This window comes from Actinoplanes palleronii (assembly GCF_016862315.1).
GTDB lineage: Bacteria > Actinomycetota > Actinomycetes > Mycobacteriales > Micromonosporaceae > Actinoplanes > Actinoplanes palleronii.
The window spans coordinates 1-23,815 of the sequence record NZ_BOMS01000125.1 but is presented as its reverse complement, the minus strand read 5'-3'; the positions used below and the strand labels follow the sequence as shown (position 1 = coordinate 23,815).

The window sequence follows — 23,815 nt, the reverse complement described above, 5'->3', positions numbered from 1 at the left end:
CCCTAGAACGGATTCACCGGGGCATCCGCCGGAGCAGCGAGCAGGGTCTCGATCTCGTCGTCCAGCCGGACCAGGGTCAGCGAGGCGCCGGCCATGTCGAGTGACGTGCAGTACTCGTTCACGTAGCTGCGCCCGACCCGGATCCCCCGCTCGGCCAGGCGCTGGTGGGCGTGCCGGTAGAGCAGGTACAACTCGCTCACCGGCGTGCCACCCAACCCGTTGATCATCAGGGCGACCCGGTCACCGCTCTGGTAGGGCAGGTCCGGGACCACCGCGTCGAGCAGCGCGTCCACGATCGCGTCCGCGTCGGTCAGCCGGCGGCGCTCCCGGCCCGGCTCGCCGTGGATGCCGACCCCGAACTCGATCTCGTCGGCGCCCAGCTCGAACAGCGGTGAGCCCTTGGCCGGCGGGGTGCACGCGGTCAGCCCGACCCCCATGGTCCGGGTCACGTCGTTGACCTTGCGGCCGATCCGGATCAGGTCGTCCAACTCGGCGCCCTGCTCGGCGGCCGCGCCGACCGCCTTGATCACGAAGAAGTTGCCGGCCACGCCGCGCCGGCCGACGGTGTAGAGCGAATCGGTCACCGCCACGTCGTCGTTGACGGTCAGGATCTCGGTGCGCAGACCGTCGGCGTCGGCCATCTCCTTGCCCATGTCGAACGCCATCCGGTCCCCGGTGTAGTTGTTGACCAGCAGCAGCACGCCTTTCGGGGTGGCCAGCAGCTTGGTCGTCTCGTAGACGTAGTCCATCGGCGGGGCGGCGAACACGTCGCCGGGGCAGGCCGCGTCCAGCAGTCCCCGGCCGACCACCATGACGTGCGCCGGTTCGTGGCCGGACCCGGAGCCCTGCACGATCGACACCTTGTCGGTCCGGGGCGCGTCGGCCCGCATGATCAGGTTGTAGGCCGGGACGTACCTGAGGGTGTCCGGGTGGGCGAGCGCGAGGCCCTCCAGCATCTCGGGCACGAAGTTCTTGGGGTCGTTGACGAACTTCTTCATGATCCGGTTACCTCCGGTTGCCACACGTCACTGATGCGTTCGGCGATGACCGCCACCGCCATCGCCCCCGCGTCCACCGATCCCCGGCTGCGTTCGCCGGTGTAGGCCGCCCGGCCGCGTTTCGCGACCATCGCGCTGGTCGCCTCGGCCGCCTCCCGCGCGGCCCTGGCCGCCGTGGCCAAATCGCCCGACTTCTCGAGAGAGTCGGTGAACGGCACCAGCGCGTCGAGCAGCGTCTTGTCGCCGACGTCGGACTGCCCGCGCGCCTTGATCCCGTCGATCGCCGCGCGCAGCATGGCCGCCACGCGCGCCCGGTCGAGCGGTTCGCCCGCCGCCGCCCCCGCACGCAGGAACGCGGTCCCCCAGATCGGCCCGGACGTGCCACCGATCCGCGACGCGATGGTCATGCCGCAGCGTTTCAGGAAAGACCCGGCATTCGTACGATCGAGGTCCGCCCATCCGTCCAGGAGCTTCTCGAAACCGCGCGCCAGCGAATAACCGAAGTCGCCGTCGCCGACCACCGAGTCCAGGTCGCCGAAGTACTTCTCGTTGGCGATGGCCGTTTCCGCGATGGTCCGCACCACCAGTTCCGTGCCGTTCACGCCGGCCCTCCCAGGCACGCTCGCACGTCGTCGAGGGTCAGGAAGTCACCCGGCGTGGCCGCACTGCGGTTCACCAGGACCTCGATCGGTGGCAGCCCCGGGTCGCCGAGCCCCGAGACGACCAGCGCCGCCGTGCCGAAGTCCTCGTCCCGGGTGTAGTCGTTCACGGTCACCAGGCAGCGCAGCCCGGCGCCGGTCGCGGCCCGCAGCCCGATGGCCGAGTCCTCGATCACCAGGGTGTCCGCCGGGTCCAGGCCGAGCCGTTCGACGGTCAGCGCGTAGATCGCCGGGTCGGGCTTCTTGGCCGCCACCACGTCACCCGCGAAGACCGGCACCCGGGAGGCGACGTCGTAGCCGGCCGCGCGGGCCAGCACCGCGCGTACCGACGCTTCTGCCGAAGTGGAGGCGACCGCGACGGTCCAGCCGGCGGTGAGCGCCGCGGACATGATCCGGGCGACGCCCGGCCGGGCCGGTATCCGGCCGGCGGCCACCAGGTCGGTGAATATCTCCGTCTTGGTGCGGTGCCAGGCCACGACCATTCGGGTACGGTCACCGTCCACCTTGACCGCCCCGTCCGCGAACAGGCTCGCCAGCCGCTCCTTGCCGCCGCCGATCCGCAGCTTCTCGCGGTATTCACTCTCGGACCACCGCACCGGCAACCCGTAGTGCTCGAAGGTCGCGTTGAAGGCCGGCAGGTGTCCGTGCCGTTCGGTGTCGGCGAGCACGCCGTCGCAGTCCAGGATCAGCGCGGTCACCGGGCCCGCCCCGTGCTCCCGAACAGCCGGATGTGCCGCCGCGCCATCGCCGTCACGGCGGCCCGCTGATGGGCGAAGAGCGACGGTGGATCCCATTTCCCGCGTACCGCGGCCGCTTGCAGGAATTCCGCTCCCGACTTCATGAAGCTCTCCTTCAGCGCCGTGGAGATGTTCACCTTGGCGCAGCCGCGCGCGATCAGGTCGGTGAACTGCGCGTCGGACAGCCCGGTCCCGCCGTGCAGGGCCATCGGCACCCCGGTCGCCGCGACCAGGTCACTGACCCGTTGCGCGTCCAGGTCCGGCGCCCTGCGGTACTGACCGTGGGCGTTGCCGATGGCCGGTGCGAAACAGTCGACACCGGTGTGCCGGATGAACTCGATCGCCACGTCCAGCGGGTACACCGCCGGGGCGGCGTCCGAGCCGACGCCGTCCTCGACGCCCTGGATGCCCTCGATCTCGCCTTCGACGTGTGCGCCGGTCTTGCGCGCCTCGGCCACCACCTCGGTGGTCTGCCGCAGGTTCTCCTCGACGTCCAGCTCGTGCGCGTCGAAGAGCACCGAGTTCCAGCCGCCGGCCAGGCACTCCGAGATCAGCTCCCGGTCCGGGCAGTGATCCAGGTGCAGGGCGACCGGCACCGGGACGTCGGCGGCCAGCGCGCGGAAGATGCCGGACAGGGGCTCCCGCCCGTACCAAAGGACGGTTTTGACCGAGGTTTGCAGGATGACCGGGGCGCGCTCGGCGACGGCGGCGGCCAGCACGGCCTCGATGGTCAGGTCGTTGACGATGTTGAAGGCACCGACCGCATACCGGCCGGCCAGGGCGCGATCGAGCAGCTCTTTCATCGATACGACGGGCACGCACCCAGTCAAACCGGGCCAGTGCCGCCCGCGGTATGGGGGATTTCCCGCAACCGCGGGCGGTCGTCACGGTGTCGCGCCGAGCGCGGTCAGGGTCGCGCGGGCGAGCGGGGCGTGCCGGACCGAGAAGTGCGGGTTGAGGCCCAGCGCCGTGGTCAATTCCTTGCGCGCGTCCGCCGGGCGATCGAGATCGGACAGGATCATGCCGCGGTGGTAGTGCAGCAGCGCGCTGCGGGTGCCCAGCCGGAGCGCCTGGTCGGCATAGCGGAGCGCCTCCGCCGGACGGCCCGCGGCGCGCAGCGCCCAACCCATCGCGTCGGCGCCGGTGACACCGGGCTGCCGGGTGTGGAGCCGGCGGGCGGCGTCGAGCGCGCCCGGGTCCCGGTGGTCGGCGGCGAACAGCACCGGGTCGGGTTCCGGCGGGTGACCGTTCTTGGCCTCGGTGGCCCAGGCCTGCCGCGCCCGGGTCCACTCCTGCTCCGCGGCCTCGGGCTGCCCGGTCGCGGCCAGCAGGTCACCGAGTTCGGCGGCGTACGCGGGTTCCAGCACCGTGGTCAGCACGGCCCGGAACTCGGTGATGGCGGCCGTGGTGTCACCGCGGGCCGCGTGCACCCGGGCCAGGCCTGCGCGCAGCGGCGGGTGTCCCGGCAGCGCCCGCAGACCCGCGGTGAACTGCTCCGACGCGCCGTCCAGGTCGCCGGTGCCGAAGGCCAGCTGACCCAGGTGCAGCCGCGCGAACGCCTCGTCGGCGGGCAGCGGAGCCGCGTCCAGGGCCCGGCGCATGGCGTCGGTCGCACGCGCGACGTCCCCGCGCAACTCCCAGGTGTACGACGCCCTGGCGTACGAGGCGGCGTCCGGCCGCAGGTCCACCATCCGCTGGACGGTCGCGAACGCCTCGTCGTAGCGTCCGAGTTCGGTCAGCGCGTCACCGACCACGCCGAGCGCTGCGGCCTTGTACGGATCCACTTTGAGCGCCGCCTGCCCGTGGCGCAGCGCAGCGGGGAAGTCGTGCCGGGCCGCGGCCAGCGCGCCCCGGCCGGTCAGCGCGAGCGCGTTGTCGTCGGGCCGGATCCTCAGCGACCGGTCGAGGGCCTGCTCGGCGCGGGGATAGTCGGCCAGGTCACCGGTCGTCCGGGCCCGCTGCACGTAGGCCATGCCGAGCTGTGCCCAGGTCCGCCAGTCGTTCGGCAGGCGTTGCAGCCGGCGCTCGGCGGCGGCGATCGGGTCGGTGTCGCGGGCCGCCTCGCGGCCGGCCGGAGCCCGGTCGCCGGACGGGCCGAGCAGCACACCGGCCACCACCACCAGCGTCACGCCGAGCACGGTCACGGCGATGAGCGTCATCAGACGGCGCATGGTCCTCTCCTCGATGCGGCGGGATGTCGTCGATGGGTTCGCACCCGGCCGCGTTCCGGATGATGCGAAGTCGCGAACGCGACTCGGCTCATCCGCGCCGGGCCGGCACGCGAACGTGCTCCGACAGCCATCGCGGGCCGGCTCCGGGCCGCACCGGCTCTTTTCGACAGCCATCGCGGCCGATGCCGGGCCGCACCGGCGCTGAGGAGGAAGATCAGATGCTGCAACGTCCCCGCCGCAGACCGGCCTTCGCCGCGACAGCCGCCCTCGCCGCCGTGGCCTGCGTGGCCTCGCTGGCCCCGGCGGTCTCGAGCGCGTCAAGCCACCGCGAAGCGCCGCTGGTCGCCGGCGAACCCCAGCTCGACAACACCGATGTGTACGCGTTCGTCAGCCCGGACGCGCCGGACACCGTCACCATGATCGCCAACTGGGTGCCGTTCGAGGAGCCCAACGGCGGGCCGAACTTCTACCCGTTCGCCGACGACGCGGCGTACGACATCAACATCGACAACGACGGTGACGCCCGGCCCGACCTGACGTACCGCTGGACCTTCGACGACAGCTACCGCAACCCGAACACGTTCCTCTACAACACCGGCGTGGTGACCTCGCTCGACGACCCGGACCTCAACTTCCGGCAGACCTACCGGCTGGAGGCGATCACCGAGACCGGCCGGACCACGCTGATCAGCAACGGCAAGGTCGCACCGTCCCGGGTCGGCCCGGCCTCGATGCCGGACTACGGCACGCTGTCCAACGCGGCGATCACGAACCTGCCGGGTGGCGGGCGCACGTTCGCCGGACAGGGCGACGACCCGTTCTTCATCGACCTGCACATCTTCGACATGCTCTACGGCGGCGACCTCTCCGAGGTCGGCCAGGACACCGTCCGTGGCTACAACACCAACACGATCGCCATCCAGGTGCCCAAGAAGGCCCTCGCGGTGAAGGGCGACGCGGCCCGCAACCCGGTCGTCGGCGTCTGGTCCACCACGTCCCGGCGGCGCATCGACGTGGTGAACGCGCAGAACGAGCGGATCCGGACCGGACCGTTCCAGCAGGTGTCGCGGCTCGGCATGCCGCTGGTGAACGAGGTGGTCATCCCGGTCGGGCGCAAGGACGAGTTCAACGCGACAGCGCCGCGCAACGACGCCAAGTTCGGCCAGTTCGTGACGAACCCGGAGGTGCCGCGCCTGGTCGAGGCGATCTACAAGATCCCGGCGCCGGCCACGCCCCGCCAGGACCTGGCCGAGGTGTTCCTCACCGGGCTGTGCAAGGCCTGCGGACCAGTGGCCGTGGACCTGAACTCGCAACGGCTCAACAAGGACGTCGACCCGGCCGCGTTCGTGCCCAGCGAACAGCTGCGGCTGAACATGTCGATCCCGCCGGCCGCCACGCCGAACCCGCTCGGTGTGCTCGGCGGCGACAACGCCGGGTTCCCGAACGGGCGGCGCCTCGCCGACGACGTCACCGACGCCACCCTGCGCGTGGCCGAGGGTGTGCTGCTGCCGAACCACCCGGCCGCGGTCGACACGCTCGGCGACAAGGTGGACGCGAACGCGCTGATGTTCCGCGGGACGTTCCCGTACGTCGCGCTGCCCAACAACGTCGCCGTGAACCAGAGCTGAGACGAGTTCGGGGCGCCGCACCCGCGGCGCCCCGTCACATCCTGGCGCTCCCGGAAAGGCGCCCACGACCGTAAAGTGAGGCCGAGGTGGAGGTGAGCACCTTGTTCGAGCAGCGTTCCACCGGTACGGCTCACGACGACGCGAGGCTGCGCGACCGGCTCGTGTTCGGCGACGAGACCGCCCTCGTCGACCTGCACGAGCGGTTCAGCGCGCTGGTCTACGCCATCGCCGTCCGGGTCACCCGGGACGGCGCCGCCGCGGAGGACGTCACCCAGGAGGTCTTCCTGGCCGTCTGGCAGCGGCCGCTCGCGTTCGAGCCGGCCAAGGGCAGTCTGCGCGGCTGGCTGGCGATGCTGGCCCACCGCCGCGCGGTCGACCTGGTGCGCCGGGAGGAGACGCACCGCCGGGCGACCCGGGACGGGCGGCTGGACGTCGCGGCGCTCGGCCACGGCGACCCGGTCGGCGACCAGGTCTCCGACTCCGACGCGGCCGAACGGCTCGGCACCGCGATGCGCGCGCTGCCGGAGAACCTGCACCGGGCGATCGCGCTGGCGTATCTGGAAGGCCGCACCTACCGTGAGGTGGCGGTCGATCTGGGTGTGCCGGAGGGCACCGCGAAATCCTGGCTGCGCGAGGGGCTGCGGCGACTGGCCGTGGCGATGCACGGCATCCACGCTCATGCTGGGGAGCAGTCATGACCGACACGGCGAGCCACCAGACGATCGTCCCGCTGATCGGGGCGTGGGCACTCAACGCCTGCTCCGCCGAGGAGGAGGCCCTCGTCGAGGCACACCTGGACACCTGCGCCGCCTGCGCGCGGGAGGCCCGCCTGCTGCGCGAGACGGCCGCCGACCTCGCCGGTCCGCCGCTGCGCCGGCCGGCCGGGTCACTCACCCGGCTGCTCACCGCCGCGCACGGCAGGCGCCCGCCGGCGGCGGTCACCCCGACCTACGCCGCGCCGTACGCCGCGCAGGTCGCCGCCCTGGACCTGCTGCTGTCCGACCTCGGCGCCGGGGACTGGGAGCGGATCGCGGCCGAGGAGATGTCGGTGCGGGACCTGGTCGCGCACCTGGCCGCGACCGACGGGCTGGTGGCCGCCGCGCTCGGCGTGCCGGTGCAGCCGCCGTCCGAGCCGGGCGAGAAACCGGCCGACCGGACCGCTGCCGTGCTGCGCCTCGAACGGGGCCGGCCGGCCGAGCAGACCCGGCGGGCCTGGCGCGACCAGGCCGACGCGGTGTGCCGCTCGCTGGTGCGGCACCCGTCCACCGCGACGGTGTACCTGGGCCTGTCGCTCGCGCTGGCCGACGCGCTCGCGGCCCGGGCCTTCGAGACGTGGATCCACGGGGAGGACATCGCCGGGGCGCTCGGCCGGACGTACGTGCTGCCGCTGCCCGAGCACCTGCGCCCGATGGCGGATCTCGCCGCCCGGGTGTTGCCGGCCGTGGTGTCACGGCGGGTCGCGGCGCCGCACGACCGGTTCGTCCGGCTGCGGCTCACCGGCGACGGCGGGGGTACGTGGACGGTCCCGCTCGACCCGGCGGCGACGGCCGGGACCACCGTCCGGCCGGCCGCGGAGATCACCCTCGGGGTCGTCGAGTTCTGCCGGCTGGCCGCCGCCCGGCGCGACCCGGAGCTGGTCGGCGCCGAGATCCGCGGCGACACCGCACTGGCCCGGGAGTTCCTGGCCGCCGCGCCCGCGATGGCACCGGTCCCGTGACCGTCACCGGGCCGTCCAGCCGTTGTCCAGGGCGGTGAGCACCGCGGCCGTACGGTTGCCGGTCCCGGTCTTGCGCCGGATCGCCGCGACATGTTTCTCGATCGTCTTCGGCGACAGCGTCAGGCAGACGGCGATCTCCCGGTCGGTACGCCCGGACCGCAGCAACGCGAGCACCTCGGCCTCGCGCGGCGTGAACGGGTGCTGCCCGGCCGGCGCGCCGGCATCCGGCGACCGGCGGCGGGACTCGACGATCGCGGCGGCCGCCGACTGGGTGAAGGCCTCCAGCTCGTCCACGTCGAGGCCGACCGGGGTGGCGAAGACCACGGTGACCGCGATGACCTCGCCGCGCCACCAGATCGGGACCGCCACCACGGGTCCGCGCCGGGCCGGGTCGGCGCCGGCCAGGTGACCGGAGCGCAGCCGGCCGTAGTCGGCGATCACCACCGGGCGGCGCAGGGCGAACGCCCGGCCGGTGGCGCCCTCGTCGAGCGGGAAGGTCTGGCCCAGGCGGCAGGACGCGCCGTACTCTGCGGCTTTGAGGTAGCGGCCGTGCCCGGCGTCGATCAGCGAGACGGTGGCGGCCATCGAGCCGGTCAGGCGATGGGTGTGCCGGAGCAGGCGGCGCAGCACCGGGGTGAGGCGCAGGTCGCCGTAGACGTCGGCGAGCGCCTGATCGAACCGGAACCGGGGCCCGGTGGCCATGGCTCGAACCTACGGCCTGAGCTGGGCACGAATCAACAGTGCCATCCACCGCGATGAATCAAGGGGACGGAAAGGGAAAACCCACCTCTTTCCACCTCCAACATATAGCAGACCCCCGCCCTTGCGGCAAGGCCCGGGTCGTCCTGCACAATCCCCTCATCAACGCGATGAGCAGCGACAATGGGGGAATCCAGGTGCGTGTGGTGCTGGCGACGGACGACATCGAGCCGATGGAGATGACCGCGTGAGCGTGTTCGCCCTGCCCGAGAACCTCGCGGCCAAGGACGACCCGGCGCTGATCGCCGCGGACGGGAAGCACTTCGCGGTGATGGCCGCGACCCTGGAGAAGACGTTCGCCGACCTGACCGCCCGCCTCGAGGTCGCCCGCAAGGCGCCGATCGGCGAGCTCGGGCACGCCGTCGAACGCGACAACGAGGTGCACCGGCTCAGTGCCCGGCTGCGCACCATGCGCCGGTTCGGGCTGGACCTGTGCCTCGGCCACATGATCCCGGCGGACGGCGGCGAGCCGGTCTACATCGGGCGGCTCGGCCTGACCGACGGCGAGGGCGGGCGGCTGCTGCTGGACTGGCGTTCGCCGGCCGCCGAGCCGTTCTTCGGCGCCACCCACGCCAACCCGATGGGCCTGGTCAGCCGGCGCCGCTACCGGTGGACCCGGGGGCAGATCACCGACTACTGGGACGAGGTGTTCACCGCCGACGAGTTCGCCGGGCACCACGCGTCGCTCGACGACCAGTCCGCGTTCATCGCCAGCCTGGGCAGCAACCGGTCACCGAAGATGCGCGACGTGCTCGGCACCATCCAGGCCGACCAGGACGCGATCATCCGGGCCGGGTCGCAGGGCGCGCTGATCGTCGACGGCGGGCCGGGCACCGGCAAGACCGTGGTCGCGCTGCACCGGACCGCGTACATGCTCTATCACGACCCGCGGCTCGGGCAGCGCCGTGGCGGGGTGCTGTTCGTCGGGCCGCACCAGCCGTACCTGAACTACGTCGGCGACGTGCTGCCCAACCTGGGCGAGGAGGACGTGCAGACCTGCACGCTGCGTGACCTGATCGCCGAGGGCGCCGCGGCCCGGCCGGAGAGCGACCCTTCGGTGGCCCGGCTCAAGGCGTCGGCCGGGCTGGTGAAGGCGGTCGAGACCGCGGTCCGGTTCTACGAGGAGCCCCCGGCCAAGACCGTGACCGTCACCGTCGGCGAGGAACAGATCCGGCTCAACGTCCGGGACTGGGCCGAGGTGTTCGACGCGGCCGAGCCCGGCACCCCGCACAACGAGGGCCGCGAGCTGGTCTGGCAGGAGCTGCTCACCCGGCTGGTCGAGAAGTACCGCGGCGACGAGCCGGAACCCTCGCTGCGCCGGAACCTGCTGCGCAACCGGGACCTGCGGACCGTGTTCAACCGCGCGTGGCCGCTGCTGGAGGCCGCCGACGTGGTCGGCGATCTGTGGTCGGTGCCCGCTTATCTGCGCAAGGCCGCGCCATGGCTGACCGCCGAAGAGATCACCACCTTGCAGCGTACGGACGTGCAGGCGTGGACCGTCGCCGACCTGCCCATCCTCGACGCCGCACGGCAGCGGATCGGCGACCCGGAGGCGGCACAGCGCCAGGTCCGGCACAACGCGGCCGTCGCACACGAGCGCGAGCGCAAGATGCAGGTGGTCGACGACCTGCTCGAGAACGCCGACGACGAGTACGGCATGGGCCTGATGAGCATGCTGCGCGGCGAGGACTTCCAGGACGTGCTGGTCGACGAGGCGGCGCTCGGCGGCGTCGACCCGGACCTGCTGGCCGGGCCGTTCGCGCACATCGTGGTGGACGAGGCGCAGGAGCTGACCGACGCGGAGTGGCAGATGCTGCTGCTGCGCTGCCCGTCGCGCAGCTTCACCATCGTCGGGGACCGCGCCCAGGCCCGGCACGGCTTCACCGAGTCGTGGCACGAGCGGCTGAAGCGGGTCGGCTTCGACCGGATCGGCTTGGCCACGCTGAGCATCAACTACCGGACGCCCGAGGAGGTCATGGCCGAGGCGGAACCGGTGATCCGGGCCGCGCTGCCGGACGCCAACGTGCCGACGTCGATCCGCAGCAGCGGGCTCCCCGTCGTACGGGACAATGTTGGTGCATTGCGCCGCATCCTTGACGACTGGCTGGCGGCGAACGCCGAAGGCGTCGCGTGCGTGATCGGCGACCCGGACTTCCCCGCGGAGCCGCGGGTGCGGTCGCTGAGCCCGGTGCTGTCCAAGGGCCTGGAGTTCGACCTGGTGATCCTCGTCGACCCGGAGCGTTTCGGGGACGGGGTGGAGGGCGCGGTCGACCGCTACGTGGCGATGACCCGAGCCACCCAGCGCCTGGTCATCCTCACCACCTGACCGCTCCCGATCAGCGTCACCGAGGTTGCCGGGCGCGGCCGTCCGCACGGTGGGCGGCCGGTCCCGGCAGGCAGCGCGCGTCACCACCCCGGCTGGTCCTCACGGCCGTATCCGGCCGGCGGTAGCGGCCCTCAGCACCAGCCGGGCCCGGCGAGCGGCCATCGTGCCGTCGCGGTCGCTTTGACAACCAGGGCTGGGGCGCGTTCATCGAAGGTGTTCCGGACGGTTTTCGGCACCACACCCGGGTGGTATCGAGACGGTTAACAAGCATGGTAGAAAGGCACGCCCAAGATCGTGGTGACGGCGGCCGGGGGAAACGGTGTCCGAGGAAGAGCTGATCGTCTGCGAGAGCCTGGTCCGGATCTACCAGACCGGATCGATCGAGGTGCAGGCGCTGCAGGGGCTCGACCTGGTGGTGAACCGGGGCGAGATGGTCGCCGTGGTGGGCGCCTCCGGGTCCGGCAAGTCGACGATGCTGTCCATCCTGGCCGGGATCGACGCGCCGACCGCCGGCAAGGCCCGGGTCGAGCAGTGGGACCTGCTGGCCATGTCGCGCGCCGACCGGGTGCGCTACCGCCGGCACACGGTCGGGTTCGTCCGGCAGCAGACGGCCAGCAACCTGGTGCCGTACCTGACCTCGCGGCAGGTGATCGACCTGCCGATGGTGGCCGCGCGCAAGCCGCCCAAGGAGCGCCGGGACCGCGTCGACGAGCTGCTCGAGGCGCTCGGTGTCACCGACTGCGCGGACCGTAAACCCGGGCAGATGTCCGGCGGGCAGCAGCAGCGGGTGGCGATCGCGGTCGCGCTGGCCAACCGGCCGCACGTGCTGTTCGCCGACGAACCCACCGGTGAGCTCGACACCGCCACCTCGGCCGAGGTGTTCGGCGCGCTGCGCGACGTCAACCAGCGCTACGGCGTGACCGTCGTCGTCGTCACCCACGACCCCGAGGTCAGCGGCCAGGTGGAACGGACCGTCGCGATCCGGGACGGGCGCACCAGCAGCGAGGTGCTGCGGCGTACCGCCACCAACGCCGACGGCGACACCCACGTGATCGCCGAGGAGTACGCGGTGATGGACCGGGCCGGACGGGTCCAGGTCCCCCGCGAGTACCGCGAGGCGCTGGAGCTCACCAACCGGGTGCGGCTCGCGCTGGAAGCCGACCACGTGCAGATCCACCCGGACAGGAACGGCCGATGATTCTCTCCGTACGAGGTCTGCACCGCACGTTCGGCGCCGGCCCGGCCGCCGTGCACGCTCTGCGCGACATCACCTTCGACATCGAGCCGGGCACCATGGTCGCCCTGGTCGGCCGCTCCGGCTCGGGCAAGACCACCCTGCTCAACGTGATCGGCGGGCTGGACCGCCCGGACGCCGGCACCGTGCACATCGACGGCAACGACGTCACCGCGCTCGACGAGGACGGCCTGTCGCAGTTGCGGCGCGACACCGTGTCGTACATCTTCCAGACGTTCGGCCTGATCCCGGTGCTGTCCGCGGCCGAGAACGTCGGCGCGCCGCTGCGTCTGGTCCGCACGCCGGCCGCCGACCGGGAGAAGCGGGTCCGGCTGCTGCTGGACCTGGTCGGGCTGAGCGACCACGCCGAGCAGCGCCCCGGCGAGCTCTCCGGCGGCCAGCAGCAGCGGGTGGCGATCGCCCGGGCCCTGGCCGCCTCGCCCCGGCTGCTGATCGCCGACGAGCCGACCGGTCAGCTCGACGCGGAGACCGGCCGGTCGGTGATGGCGCTGCTGCGCGGCGTCGTCGAGTCCGAGGGCGTCACCGCGCTGGTCTCGACGCACGACCCGGTGATGATGGCGCTCGCCGACCGGGTGATCCGGATCAGCGACGGGCAGATCGTCGCATGATCGCCCTGCTCGGCCGGCGGGCCCGCGCCCAGTGGCCGGTGCTGGCGGCCCTGCTCGCCGTGGTCACCCTCGGCGCCACCCTGCTCGGGGTGTGCGCGCTGCTGGTGACCCGCAGTGCGTCGCTGGCGCTCGGGGTCGCGGCGGCACAGGCCGAGCCGGACCGGACCACGGTCACCGCGTACACCGCGAACATCGACGGCAAGGACGCCGCGGCGGTCACCGACGCCACCCGGGCCGTGCTGACCTCGGCGATCACCCCGTTCGGCGCGACCACGGCGGCGCGCGCCTCGTCGGTGACCCGCGAGCTGCCCGGCCGTACCGACGACGCCCGCACCTACCTGTCCGGCGTCGAGGACCTGCCGGAGAAGGCCGCGCTGGTCACCGGGCGCTGGCCGCGCGCCGCCGGGCACCCGGCACGCGCCGAGACCGTGCTGCTCGAGTCGACCGCGAAGCTGCTCGGGCTGCGGGTCGGCAGCCGGGTACGCCTGGCCGCCAAACCCCCGGACTCCCCCGCCCCCGCCGTGCTGCTCACCGTGGTCGGCATCGCCCGTCCCCTGCCCGGCGCCGGCTGGGACCGCGACCCGCTGGACGGGGCCGGCTACGAGGCCGACCACAACGACGGCGACAGCATGCTGACGTTTCCGGCGTACGGGCCGTTCCTGGTCGCCCTGCCGGACCTGCTCGACGGCGGCTCGTCGCTGAGCCGGATGGAGATCGCCGCCTACCCGGACCTGTCGCACGCCACCCCGGCCACGCTGAACACCCTGGTCGCGAACGTGCTCGACGCCGACCCGCGGCTCACCGGCACGGTCGGTGAACGGGCGCAGTTCACCCGGATCGCGTCCGGGCTGACCGGCACCCTGATCGCCGCCCGGCACCAGCAGGACGTCACCGAGGCCGCGGTGCTGGCCGTGGCCCTGCTCGGCACCGTGCTCACCGCGGCCGCGCTGGCCCTGGCCGGCCGGCTCACCGCCGGGCTGCGCGCCGGGGAGACCGCGCTGCTGTCCGCGCTGGGCACCAGCCGGGCCCAGCTCGCGGTCACCGCGGTGCTGGAGGCCGGGCTGATCGCGCTGGCCGCGGTGGCGCTGGGCGTACCGCTGTCGTCGCTCCTGCACGCCGGGCTCAGCCACCTGGCGCCGATGTCCGGTGCCGGGCTGGCCACCGCGCCGCAGGTCAGCGGCGGGCAGGTGCTCGCGGTGGCGGCCGGCGCGCTGGCGCTCACCGTGATCCTGACCCTGATGGCGATCCGGTCCGAGGCCGCGCCGGGCGAACGCGGCCGCCGGGAGCTGCTCGCCCGTTCCGGCGCCGACCTGCTGCTCGTGGTGTTCGCCGGGCTCGGCTGGTGGCAGCTGCACGCCCGGTCGGCCACCCCGGACCTGCTGCAGACGCTCGCGCCGGCGCTGCTGCTGACCGCCGGCGCCGCCCTCGCGCTGCGGCTGGTCCCGCCCGCGCTGCGGGTCGCCGACCGGCTCGCCCGGCGGGCCGACGGGCTGCCGCTGCCGCTGGCCGCGTTCGAGGCGGCGCGCCGCCCGCAGGCCGCCGCGGCCGGGCTGCTGATCTGCCTGGCCGCCGCGACCGGCACGTTCGGGATCGCGCTCGACGCCACCTGGAACCGGTCCCAGCACGACCAGGCCGACCTGGCCGTCGGCACCGACCTCACGGTCACCCTGGCCACCCCGCCGACCCCCGGGCAGGGCGGGGCGATCGCCGCGGCCACCGGCGCCGGCGTGGTCAGCCCGGCCAGCAAGCAGGGCCTGGCGATCGGTCAGTGGCTCGGCGCCGGCGACCCGCCCCAGCTGGTCACGACCGACACCACGCACGCCGCGCAGCTGCTGCGCGGGCGGCTGCCGGACGGCGACGACTGGGCCGGGGTGACCCGCGGACTGGCCCCGGCCGCACCCGCCGGTGGCAGCCCGGTGCCGGTCGGCGGCACGTTCGTGCTGGCCGGTAGGGCGACCGGGTCGGTGCCGCTGACCGTGGCGCCGAAGCTGCTGCTGCAGGACCCGAGCGGGCTGCGCACCCTGTGCACCGCCGCGCCGATCACGCTGGACGGGACCCGGCACCGGATCGCCGGGTGTGCGCCCGCCGACGGGATGCGGCTGGTCGCGGTGGCGCTGCCGGTGGAGTACGACCCGTACGACCTGGTCGCGCCGGGCCAGAGCAAGATCGCGGTCACCCTCGTCGCCCCCGGGCCGGTCGGTGACATCACCGGGTGGACCACCCTGTCCGCCGAGCCGATGGCCGGTCAGATCGCCTTCCCTGCCGCCCGTGCCGCCGGCAACCGGCTGCGGCTGACCGGCACGGTGCAGGTCGGCGCGTCCGAGGGCGGTGCGCTGACGCTGGTCACGATGGCGTTCCCGGCGCCCGAGGTGGTGCCCGCGGTGGTCTCGCGCAGGCTCGCGGACGGGCTCGGCGTGCACGTCGGCTCGCCGTTGGAGGTGGCGGTCGGCACTACCGCCGTACCGATAAAAATCGCCGGAATCGTGCCTGACGTGCCCGCCGCGCCCGGAGCGGCGGCCGTCCTCGTTGATCTCGACACGCTGTCGCGGGTGCTGACCGCCCGCGGTGACCTGGAATATCCGGTGGATTCCTGGTGGGTCGGCGAACCCACCCGCACCGACCTCGAGGGCCTGCACCTGGGCACGGTCCTGACCCGGGCCGGCGAGACCGCGCGGCTGACCGCCGGACCGCTCAACGCCGGACTGCCCGCCGTGCTGCTGCTGCTCGTCCCGGCCGCCGTGCTGCTGCTGCTCGCCGGGGTGCTGCTGCACGTCACGCACGACCTGCGGGACCGGGCCGGCGAGGTGGCCCGGCTGCGCGGCATCGGGATGACCGGGCGGGAGATCCGCACCACGCTGCTCGCCCAGCACGCGTTTGTGCTGCTCCCGCTGCTCGCCGCGGGCGCGCTGGTCGGTGCGCTGGGCACGCTGACCGTGGCGCCGCTGCTGGTCCGCGCGGAGACCGGCGCCCCGCCGATCCCGGCGGTGACACCGGCCTGGCCGTGGGGCGCCGAACTGCTGTTGCTCGCCCTGCTCGTCGCCGGATGCACCCTCGCCGTCGGCGTGGTCGCCGGGGTACAGGCCCGCCGCGCCGGTGCGGCCCAGATCCGGGTGGTCTCATGAATCTGCACTGGCCCAGCGTCCGCGGCCGGGCCCGGGCCGACGCCGGTCCGCTGACACTCTCGGCCGTGGTGGTCGCGGTGGTCGCGGTGCTGGCCGGGTCGGTGCCGGTCCTGCTGCGCAGCACCGCCGACGAGGCGGTCCGGCAGGCGGTCAGCGTGGCCGGGGACGACGCGGACGTGAAGGTCGAGGCACGCTGGGAATACGACGACGGCTCCAGCGGCGGCCGGGTCCGCAGCCCGCGCTCCACCGAGGCCCTCGACGAGCTGCGCGACCGTTCCCTGGATCAGCTCGGCTCGCTGCGGGACTCGCTGCTGCCGCCGATCGAGTTCACCGACAGCCCGTACCTGAAACTGCTCAACAACACCGAGCCGCGCAGCTTCCGGCTCAACTACCTGGCCGGCGCGACCGGACCCGCGGTCACCTGGCTCTCCGGCGGCGCGCCGAAGCCCGCCGCCGAGCAGCCGGACGTCGAAGCGCCGTGGAACGGTCCGCCGTGGCCGGTGCAGGTCGGCGTCTCCGAGAAGACCGCGACGCGGCTGGGACTCCGGGCAGGCGATCGCCTCACGATCGAGGACGAGCAGCGCAACCCCAAGGATGTACGGGTGAGCGGCGTGTTCCGCGCCACCGACCCGGCCGACCCGGCCTGGCAGGTCGCCCCGTGGCTGCTCGACCCGGCGCCCGGCATGGACGGCGCCGGCAACACCCGGTACGGCGGCCTGCTCTCCGCGGAGTCACTACCGGACGCCCGCCTCGCGTTCGGCCTCGACGAGATCAGCAAGACCGTGCGGTTCCGCCCCGATCCGGCCGTACTGACCCTGGACACCGCGGAACAACTCGCGGCGACAGTGGTGGCACTCAAGGCGTCCTCCGGGTCGTCGGCCAGCCGGGGCTACGCCTCGCAGTGGGCGACCCAGCTCGACGCGGTCCTGCACGACGTCCGCGACGAGATCGACGCGGCCCAGGCTCAGGCGTCGGTGCTGCTCGCCGCGGTGTCCGTGGTCGCCGTGCTGATCCTGCTGCTGGCCGCCGACCTGCTCGTCGCCCGGCGCTCGGCGGCACTGGCCGTGGCCCGCCAGCGCGGCGCGTCGCTGATCGCGCTCGGCGCGGAGCTGCTGCTCGAGTCGGTACTTGTCACCGCCGGGGCGGCGGCGCTCGGCGTGCTTCTGGCCGCGCTGGTCGCCGGTGGGGTGGCGTGGGGCTGGCTGCTGCCGGTGTGCCTGGCCGCGGTGCTGGCCGGGCCGGCGTTCGGGCTGGTCGTGGCGTACCGGGCGACCCGCGACCGCCGGGTGCCGGCCAACCGCAGCGCCCGGAAGTGGGCCGGGCGGACGGCGGCGCTGCGCCGGCTGACCGGGGAGGCCACCGTGCTCGCCGCGGCGGTGACCGCGGTGACCGTGCTGCACCAGCGGGGCGTGCTGCCGTCGGCGGGCGGGACCGTGCTGCTGCCGGCCGCCGCGCCCGCGCTCGGGGTGCTGACCGGGGCGCTCGTGCTGCTGCGGGTGCTGCCCGCGCTGACCGGGCTGCGGCTGCGGCAGGCGCTGCGCTCCACCCGGCCCCTGGCCGTGTTCGGGGCGGCCCGGGCGGCGTACGTGGCGGCGCGGGCGCTGCCGGTGCTGGCTCTCGTGAGTGCGGCGGGGCTGGCGACGTTCGCGTTGACGGTGAGCACGACGGTGGACCGGGGGCTGACCGACGGGGCGTGGCGGACGGTGGGCGCGGACGCCCGGCTCGACCTCTCGCCCCGGAAGGCGTCGGCCACCGACGAGATGGTGCGCAAGCTGGTGGGTGCCGCCGGGGTGCGGCACGTGGTGGCGGCGCAGGTCATCGACGTGGCGCCGCTGGTGGTCGGGGACGCGTCCCGGCCGTCGCGGCTGGTGGTGGTGGACAGCGCCGCCTATCGCACGTTGCTGGCCGACACCCCGCTCACCGCCCTGCCTCCGCTGCCCGCCGGGTCCGGTGCCGTCCCGGCACTGGTCCGGTCGGGTGACGGCAAGGTGGGTGTCGGCAGTCAGTTGAAGCTGCCGCGCGACGGTGCGCCGCCGGTCTCGTTCGACGCGGTCGGTGTCGCGCCGGCGATCGGCGGCGGCGAGGACGTGGTGCTCGTCGACGCGGCCGCGATGACCGCCGCCGGGGTGACCGTCGTCCCGAACACGATCTGGGTCACCGGCCCCGGCGCGGCCCAGGCGGCCAAGGCCGCGGCGGGCGACGCGCTCGTCGAGATCCGCACCGACGTGGAACGCGCCCGCCGGGACGCGCCGCTGGTCACCGGGCTGATCCGGCTGGCCTGGGCGTCGGCGGGCACGCTGCTCGCGCTCGGCCTGCTCGGCTTCGCGCTCGGCGCGGCGGCCGGCGCCCCGGAACGCTGGCAGACCCTGAGCCGGCTGCGGACACTGGGCCTGCGCACCCGGGAGGCCCGCCGCGTCGCCACCGCCGAGTTGCTGCCCCTGGCCCTGCTCGCGGCGGCCGGCGGCCCGCTGCTCGGCGCCGGGCTGGCCTGGCTGACCCTCGGCCCGCTCGCGCTGCGCCTGCTCACCGGCCAGCCGGACGACCCAGCGCTGATCCTGCCCTGGGCGGGCCTCGCGCTGATCGTCCTGGCCTTCCCGGTGATGGTCACCCTGGTGGTCCCGGCCGAGGCCGCGACCCGCCGACGACGCCGCCTGAGCGAGGTCCTGCGGGTCGGCGGCGCCTGACCTCCCGCCCCGCGGGGCGGCAGCCGTCCGCGTCGCGACCCCGGCTGGTGCTGAGGGCTGCCTCGCGCCCGTTTTGACAGCCGTGAGGACCAGCCGGGCGGATGTGGCGAGCAGCCATGGTGGTCTCGCGGCCGTCGAGCACGAGTGTGTGAAGTTGCGGTGCGATCCGGACCGCAACTTCACACACTCGGCTGTTCTGGCTGGTGTGTGGGGCTTTTCGGTGCATAGCGCACCGCAACTTCACACGCTCGATATTCGGTTGCCGGGGCTGGGCGGGGCTGATGGGGTGGGCGGGTCAGGGTTCCGAGAGGAAAGAGAACGGCGATGCGAGCTGCGTTCATGTCATTCGTGGAAGGTATTCGGCCCACTTCTGAGGACATGACGCTTGAGCATTCTCAATCTCGGCATTCTGGCGCACGTCGACGCCGGTAAGACCAGCCTCACCGAGCGGCTGCTGCACACCGCCGGTGTCATCGACGAGATCGGCAGCGTCGATCACGGCAGCACGCAGACCGACACCCTGGACCTGGAACGGCGTCGCGGGATCACCATCAAGTCCGCGGTCGTGTCGTTCCGGCTGGGCGAGCGGACCGTCAACCTGATCGACACCCCCGGGCATCCGGACTTCATCGCCGAGGTGGAACGGGCTCTTGCCGTTCTCGACGGGGCGATCCTGGTCGTCTCGGCGGTCGAGGGCGTGCAGGCACAGACCCGGGTGATCGCCCGCACGCTGCACCGGCTGCGGATCCCCACGTTGATCTTCGTGAACAAGGTGGATCGTGGCGGGGCCCGGTTCGGCACGCTGCTCGACGAGATCGCGGCCCGGATCAGTCCGGCGATCGTGCCGATGAGCCGGGTGGACGGTCTCGGCACCCGCGACGCGAAAGTCCGCAGTGCCGCGGATCTGCTGCGGCTGGCCGAGCACGACGACGAGGTGCTCGCCGCGTTCGTGGAGGACCGGCCGGCGCCGCCGATCCGGGTGCGCGAGCGGGTGCATCCGGTCTACTTCGGGTCGGCGATCACCGGGGCCGGCATCGATGATCTTGTGGACGGGATCGTCCGGCTGCTGCCGCCGGCGCCGGTTCGGGCCGCGGGGCCGCCCGCCGGGACGATCTTCAAAGTGGAGCGCGGGCCGGCCGGGGAGAAGCTCGCCTACCTGCGGATGTTCCGCGGTTCGCTGCACGTGCGCGACGTCGCGGGGCCGGACCGGGTGACCGGGATCGCGGTGTTCGCGGACGGTGCCGCCCGCGCCTGCGACGCGATCACCGCGGGTCAGATCGGCAAGGTGCGCGGGCTCGGGTCCGCTCGGGTCGGTGACGCTTTGATCGTACGATCAAAAAACGCCTCGCCGGACTCCCCCGCCGTACCGGAGGAAACGAAGCGGTCGTCCTTCGCGCCGCCCAGCCTGGAGACGGCGGTGATCGCGGCCCGACGCGCGGAGCGCGGAGCATTGCACGCGGCGCTCGCCGAGCTCGCGGAGCAGGACCCCCTGATCAATCTGCGCCAGGACGACGAGCGGCAAGAGGTGTACGTGTCGCTCTACGGCGAGGTGCAGAAGGAGGTCGTCGAGGCGACGCTCGCGGAGCAGTACGGGCTCGCCGTGACATTCCGGGAGACCACCACGCTGCACGTGGAACGGCTCTGCGGGGTCGGCGCGGCGGTCGAGTTCAACAAGGTCGACCCGAACCCGTTCCTCGCGACGATCGGTCTGCGGGTGGCACCGGCGCCCGTGGGAGCAGGTGTCAGTTTCGGTCTCGAGGTGGAGCCCGGATCGATGCCGCCGGCGTTCTTCGCGGCCGTGGAGCAGACCGTGCACGAGACCCTGCGGCAGGGCTTGCACGGCTGGCCGGTGCCGGACTGCGCGGTGGTGATGACGCATTCCGGGTATTCGGCGCGGCAGTCGCATGCGCATGCGGTCTTCGACAAGAGCATGTCGAGCACCGCCGGAGATTTCCGCAGCCTGACGCCGCTGGTGCTGATGGCCGCGGTCCGCCGGGCCGGGACCGTGGTGCTGGAGCCGATCCACGCATTCCGGGCCGAGATGCCCCCGGACACCGTGCCGGCCGTGCTGCCGCTGCTCGGGCGGCTGGGGGCGGTACCACTGGCGACATCACCCTCAGTGGTCAGCGGGGAGATCCCGGCCGCTCGGGTGCACGCGCTGCAACGGCGGCTGCCCGCGCTGACCCGCGGTGAAGGGGTGCTGGAGAGCGCGTTCGACCATCACGCTCCGGTACGAGGTTCGGCGCCAGTGCGGCAGCGGACCGGGCCCGACCCGCGGGACCGGAAGGAGTACCTGCTGCGGGTGCTGCGCCGGGCCGGGTTGCCGCAGTGACCGACGATGGGGTGATGGGCCTGGTGCGGGTAGCGTCATTCGCCGACATTCCGCTGGCCGAGGTGCTGCCCGGTGAGTACCACGCGGTGCTCGGCGACCTGGCCCGGATCGGGTCCGAACTCGACGGACGCGGGGCCTGTCACTGGTTCCCGGACCACGTCGCGCCGCCGGCCACCGCGGAGAGCAACAGCGACCAGCCGCTGATCAGCATCGACGTCAGCTTCGCCGAGCCGGACGACTCGATCGAACTCGGCGTGGTGATCTCCTGGGGCGGTGCGGCGCCGCTGCTCACGGTGTGGGCCTTCGCGGACGTGATGTGCCTGTGCCAGACGTTTCACGGGGTGCACTCGGTCCGGGACGACGAGTGGCAGGCGGTGAACGGGCGGGAGCTGGTGCGCGGGTTCCGGGCGGCCGTGCGGGCGATCTCGCAGCTGGCGCGGACCGGGCCGGCGGCGGCGGGTCCGTGGCGGGTCGAGGCCGGCCTGCCTGGTTCGCCGATGGAGCCTTGAGGCCCGCACCGGGTGGTTTCCCGGTGCGGGCGTGGTCACCTTGCGTTGCGGGGGTGAATGGCGGCGTTCTCGCCATGGTTCGGCGTGAGTTCGGCGTCGGCGGCGCCGCTCTTGTTCGCTGGTTCATTGCTGGGCGCGGGCTTGGCTTCGTTGATCGCGGCGTCGCCGCTCTTGCTCCCCGATTCGCTGCTGGGCGCGGGCTTGGCCTCACTGATCGCGGCATCGCCACTCTTGCTCCCCGATTCACTGGCGTTGTCCGGCGCGGGCTTCGAGTCGTTCGTGGCGGAGTCGCCGTTCTTGCTGATTTCGTTGCTTTCCGGGGTGGGCTTGCTGCCATTCTCGGGTGCCGGTTGGCCGGCGGCGGCTTCGCTGCCCTTGCTCGTCTCGCCGGTGTCGGGGGTCGGCTGGGCATGGTTCGGGGCTGGGGTGAGGCTGCTGTCCTCGCTCGGTGCGTTGTTTTCGCTCAGGCCGGCGGCGGCAGCGGCTGCTCCGGCACCGACGCCCTCGCCGGTCGCGGTGTTGCCAGCGAGGGCGCCGCTTACAGCAGCGGCGCCTGCGCCGACACCGGCACCGACCGAGGCGTTGCCGGCAAGACCACCGGCGACTGTGGCAGCGGCAGCGCCGACACTCGCGCCGAGACCCGCGTTGCCGGCCAGGCCGCCGGCGACTGCGGTGGCGGTTGCGCCGACTGCCGCGCCGAGAGAGCCGCTGCTGGTCGGGGGCGGGGTGGAGGCGTTGCCGGTGAGGCCCGCGGCGGACTGGGCGGCGGCGCCGACTGCCGCGCCGATGGAGACGCTGTTCGGGGAGAGGCGGGAGGCGCTGCCGTTTGCTGCGGCGCCGGCGATGGCACCGGCTGCCACGCCGGCTGCTGACCGGCCGAGGCCGGCTCCGGCGGCGAGGTCGGCGGGCTGGATGATCGGCTGGCGGCGGGAGTCGGTGACTCGCTGCTCGACGGCGCGGCGGTTCTCGTCCATTTCGGCGCGGGCACGGCGTACCTCGGCATCGGCCTCTTGATAGGCAGCCACCTGGCGCTGGTGCGCGGCCAGGGCCACCGTCGCGGAGTTGCGGGCCGCGACCATCGCCGGGGTCGCGGCCGCGGGCAAACCGGGGACCGTGGGCGCGGCGCCCGGCTCGAGGATGAGCTGACCATCGACCGGCAGACCGGCCTCGGCGGCGATCTCGCGCGCGCGAGCCATCCGGCTCTGCGCCGAGGACAGGCCGTCGGCGTAGCGTTTCAGGGCTCCGGCCGTACGAAAGATCTCGTCGTGCAGGACGTCGGCCTTGACCCCGGCGTCGGACATCCGGGTCCGGAACGCGCGGCCGGCCACGCCGTGCCAGCGGTCCGCGGCGTCGGCGCCGACCGTGTGCAGCGCGGTCGCGCCGGCCGAGACCTCCGCGGCCAGGTTGGCGCGCAGCCACTGCGAGGTGGCGTAGATCGTTCCCGGGTCGCCGTCCAGGCGGGTGTCGATCGGCATCACGGCGCCCCGCTGATCTTCAGGGCGGCGGCGCGGTCCTCCGCCTGGTAGAGCAGGCCCGCGTCGGCGACCCGGCCCGCGGCGGTCTGCAGGCCACCGGCCAGGTTGGCGGTGCTCGCCGCGATCGTGGCGAGCAGCTCGGCGGTTGCCGCGGCGGCCTCGCCGGCGTCCAGCGGGGGCGGCTCGCCGATCCCGCCGAGCGCGGCGCCGGCGCGGCGGAGGCGGTCGGCGATGGATTCCAGCAGGGCCGGGTCGACGTGCAGCTGATCGATCATGACGCTTCTTTCTCCCCTCGGCTGATGCTCGTCGGGGTGTACACGTCGGCCGCATGGTCAGTTCGGGTGCGGGCGTGCCAGCCGGGACGGGCGTGGGTCCGCGAACAGCCGAGATCCGGGCAGCATGGGTTCGCAAACGGCCATTTGGGTGGTGGCAGCACCTGATCAAGGTGGTGTGCGGCGGGGCGGCAGCGGGTCGTGATCCCGGCAATGCGTGGCATGGACCGCCCGGCTGAGGGCTGTGGAAGCACGCGATCAGTTGGTCGAGAACCAACATTGCGGCTGGCCCGCCGACATCCCCTCACCACGGGTCGATGGCTTCCGCGACAGGCAGGTTGCTGATCGGCGGTCGCCATAGCCAGCTGCATCCGGTCAGCTGGTGCTGAGGCTGCCACAACAAGCGGGACACACCCCTCACCACCAGCCACGCACCGCCCAATGCCGCTCAGCCTATTTTGATCTCGGTGAGGCTCTGCGGTCTTGGGGTGGTTCCTGATGTGTTCGGGTGCAGGTGGGTAGGGGTGTCGTTGCGGGCCGGGTTGTCCCGTCGCTCGGTGTTG

At 73.3% G+C, this 23,815-nt stretch carries 18 protein-coding genes; 10 read left to right on the top strand and 8 right to left on the bottom strand.

What is annotated here, in order from left to right:
* Positions 1-2: 2 nt before the first annotated feature.
* From dhaK to Apa02nite_RS37490, 5 genes are all read right to left on the bottom strand, one after another.
* The gene (gene dhaK / locus Apa02nite_RS37510; RefSeq protein ID WP_203829280.1) at positions 3-998 is read right to left on the bottom strand and encodes a dihydroxyacetone kinase subunit DhaK; all 996 of its coding nucleotides are present in this window, start codon (positions 996-998) and stop codon (positions 3-5) included.
* Positions 995-1,600 carry a dihydroxyacetone kinase subunit DhaL gene (gene dhaL / locus Apa02nite_RS37505; protein ID WP_203829279.1) on the bottom strand — a complete coding sequence of 202 codons (606 nt, stop codon included), beginning with the start codon at positions 1,598-1,600 and terminating at the stop codon, positions 995-997. Before dhaL ends, dhaK begins: the two co-directional genes overlap by 4 nt.
* On the bottom strand, positions 1,597-2,355 hold the full coding sequence (locus Apa02nite_RS37500) for an HAD-IA family hydrolase (RefSeq protein ID WP_203829278.1): 759 nt from the start codon (positions 2,353-2,355) through the stop codon (positions 1,597-1,599). Before Apa02nite_RS37500 ends, dhaL begins: the two co-directional genes overlap by 4 nt.
* Entirely contained in the window at positions 2,352-3,212 is an 861-nt protein-coding gene (locus tag Apa02nite_RS37495) for a class II fructose-bisphosphate aldolase (protein ID WP_203829277.1), read from the bottom strand. Before Apa02nite_RS37495 ends, Apa02nite_RS37500 begins: the two co-directional genes overlap by 4 nt.
* A 66-nt stretch (positions 3,213-3,278) precedes the next feature.
* Complete coding sequence (locus Apa02nite_RS37490; RefSeq protein ID WP_203829276.1) at positions 3,279-4,565, bottom strand: tetratricopeptide repeat protein; 1,287 nt, start codon at positions 4,563-4,565, stop codon at positions 3,279-3,281.
* Between the two features lie 218 nt (positions 4,566-4,783).
* Here Apa02nite_RS37490 and Apa02nite_RS37485 point away from each other — a divergent pair, with 218 nt between their 5' ends.
* From Apa02nite_RS37485 to Apa02nite_RS37475, 3 genes are all read left to right on the top strand, one after another.
* Positions 4,784-6,193 carry a DUF4331 domain-containing protein gene (locus Apa02nite_RS37485; RefSeq protein WP_203829275.1) on the top strand — a complete coding sequence of 470 codons (1,410 nt, stop codon included), beginning with the start codon at positions 4,784-4,786 and terminating at the stop codon, positions 6,191-6,193.
* Between the two features lie 92 nt (positions 6,194-6,285).
* Positions 6,286-6,891: a sigma-70 family RNA polymerase sigma factor gene (locus Apa02nite_RS37480; RefSeq protein WP_203829274.1), complete on the top strand. Its 606-nt coding sequence runs from the start codon at positions 6,286-6,288 to the stop codon at positions 6,889-6,891.
* A complete protein-coding gene (locus tag Apa02nite_RS37475; RefSeq protein WP_203829273.1) occupies positions 6,888-7,910 on the top strand; it encodes a maleylpyruvate isomerase family mycothiol-dependent enzyme in 1,023 nt (340 codons plus the stop codon). Before Apa02nite_RS37480 ends, Apa02nite_RS37475 begins: the two co-directional genes overlap by 4 nt.
* 3 nt (positions 7,911-7,913) lie before the next feature.
* Here Apa02nite_RS37475 and Apa02nite_RS37470 read toward each other — a convergent pair whose 3' ends face one another.
* Positions 7,914-8,612, bottom strand: a complete 699-nt coding sequence (locus tag Apa02nite_RS37470) for a helix-turn-helix transcriptional regulator (protein WP_203829272.1) — start codon at positions 8,610-8,612, stop codon at positions 7,914-7,916.
* A gap of 244 nt (positions 8,613-8,856) precedes the next feature.
* On the opposite strand from Apa02nite_RS37470, the gene helR reads away from it, so the two are divergent.
* From helR to Apa02nite_RS37435, 7 genes are all read left to right on the top strand, one after another.
* Positions 8,857-10,995, top strand: a complete 2,139-nt coding sequence (gene helR / locus Apa02nite_RS37465; RefSeq protein WP_203829271.1) for an RNA polymerase recycling motor ATPase HelR — start codon at positions 8,857-8,859, stop codon at positions 10,993-10,995.
* A 319-nt stretch (positions 10,996-11,314) separates the two neighbouring features.
* A complete protein-coding gene (locus Apa02nite_RS37460; RefSeq protein WP_067698789.1) occupies positions 11,315-12,193 on the top strand; it encodes an ABC transporter ATP-binding protein in 879 nt (292 codons plus the stop codon).
* Positions 12,190-12,858 (top strand): ABC transporter ATP-binding protein, encoded by a 669-nt coding sequence (locus Apa02nite_RS37455; protein WP_067698787.1) that lies wholly within the window; start codon positions 12,190-12,192, stop codon positions 12,856-12,858. Before Apa02nite_RS37460 ends, Apa02nite_RS37455 begins: the two co-directional genes overlap by 4 nt.
* Positions 12,855-15,980, top strand: coding sequence for an FtsX-like permease family protein (locus Apa02nite_RS37450; protein WP_203829270.1), 3,126 nt, complete (start codon positions 12,855-12,857; stop codon positions 15,978-15,980). The genes Apa02nite_RS37455 and Apa02nite_RS37450 overlap by 4 nt, the downstream gene beginning before the upstream one ends.
* Complete coding sequence (locus Apa02nite_RS37445; protein ID WP_203829269.1) at positions 15,977-18,664, top strand: FtsX-like permease family protein; 2,688 nt, start codon at positions 15,977-15,979, stop codon at positions 18,662-18,664. Before Apa02nite_RS37450 ends, Apa02nite_RS37445 begins: the two co-directional genes overlap by 4 nt.
* A 385-nt stretch (positions 18,665-19,049) precedes the next feature.
* Complete coding sequence (locus tag Apa02nite_RS37440) at positions 19,050-20,996, top strand: elongation factor G (RefSeq protein WP_203829268.1); 1,947 nt, start codon at positions 19,050-19,052, stop codon at positions 20,994-20,996.
* On the top strand, positions 20,993-21,505 hold the full coding sequence (locus Apa02nite_RS37435; protein WP_203829267.1) for a hypothetical protein: 513 nt from the start codon (positions 20,993-20,995) through the stop codon (positions 21,503-21,505). The genes Apa02nite_RS37440 and Apa02nite_RS37435 overlap by 4 nt, the downstream gene beginning before the upstream one ends.
* Positions 21,506-21,540: 35 nt before the next feature.
* Here Apa02nite_RS37435 and Apa02nite_RS37430 read toward each other — a convergent pair whose 3' ends face one another.
* Positions 21,541-22,980: a hypothetical protein gene (locus tag Apa02nite_RS37430; protein ID WP_203829266.1), complete on the bottom strand. Its 1,440-nt coding sequence runs from the start codon at positions 22,978-22,980 to the stop codon at positions 21,541-21,543.
* Positions 22,980-23,255, bottom strand: coding sequence for a hypothetical protein (locus tag Apa02nite_RS37425; protein ID WP_203829265.1), 276 nt, complete (start codon positions 23,253-23,255; stop codon positions 22,980-22,982). The genes Apa02nite_RS37430 and Apa02nite_RS37425 overlap by 1 nt, the downstream gene beginning before the upstream one ends.
* Positions 23,256-23,815: the final 560 nt, after the last annotated feature.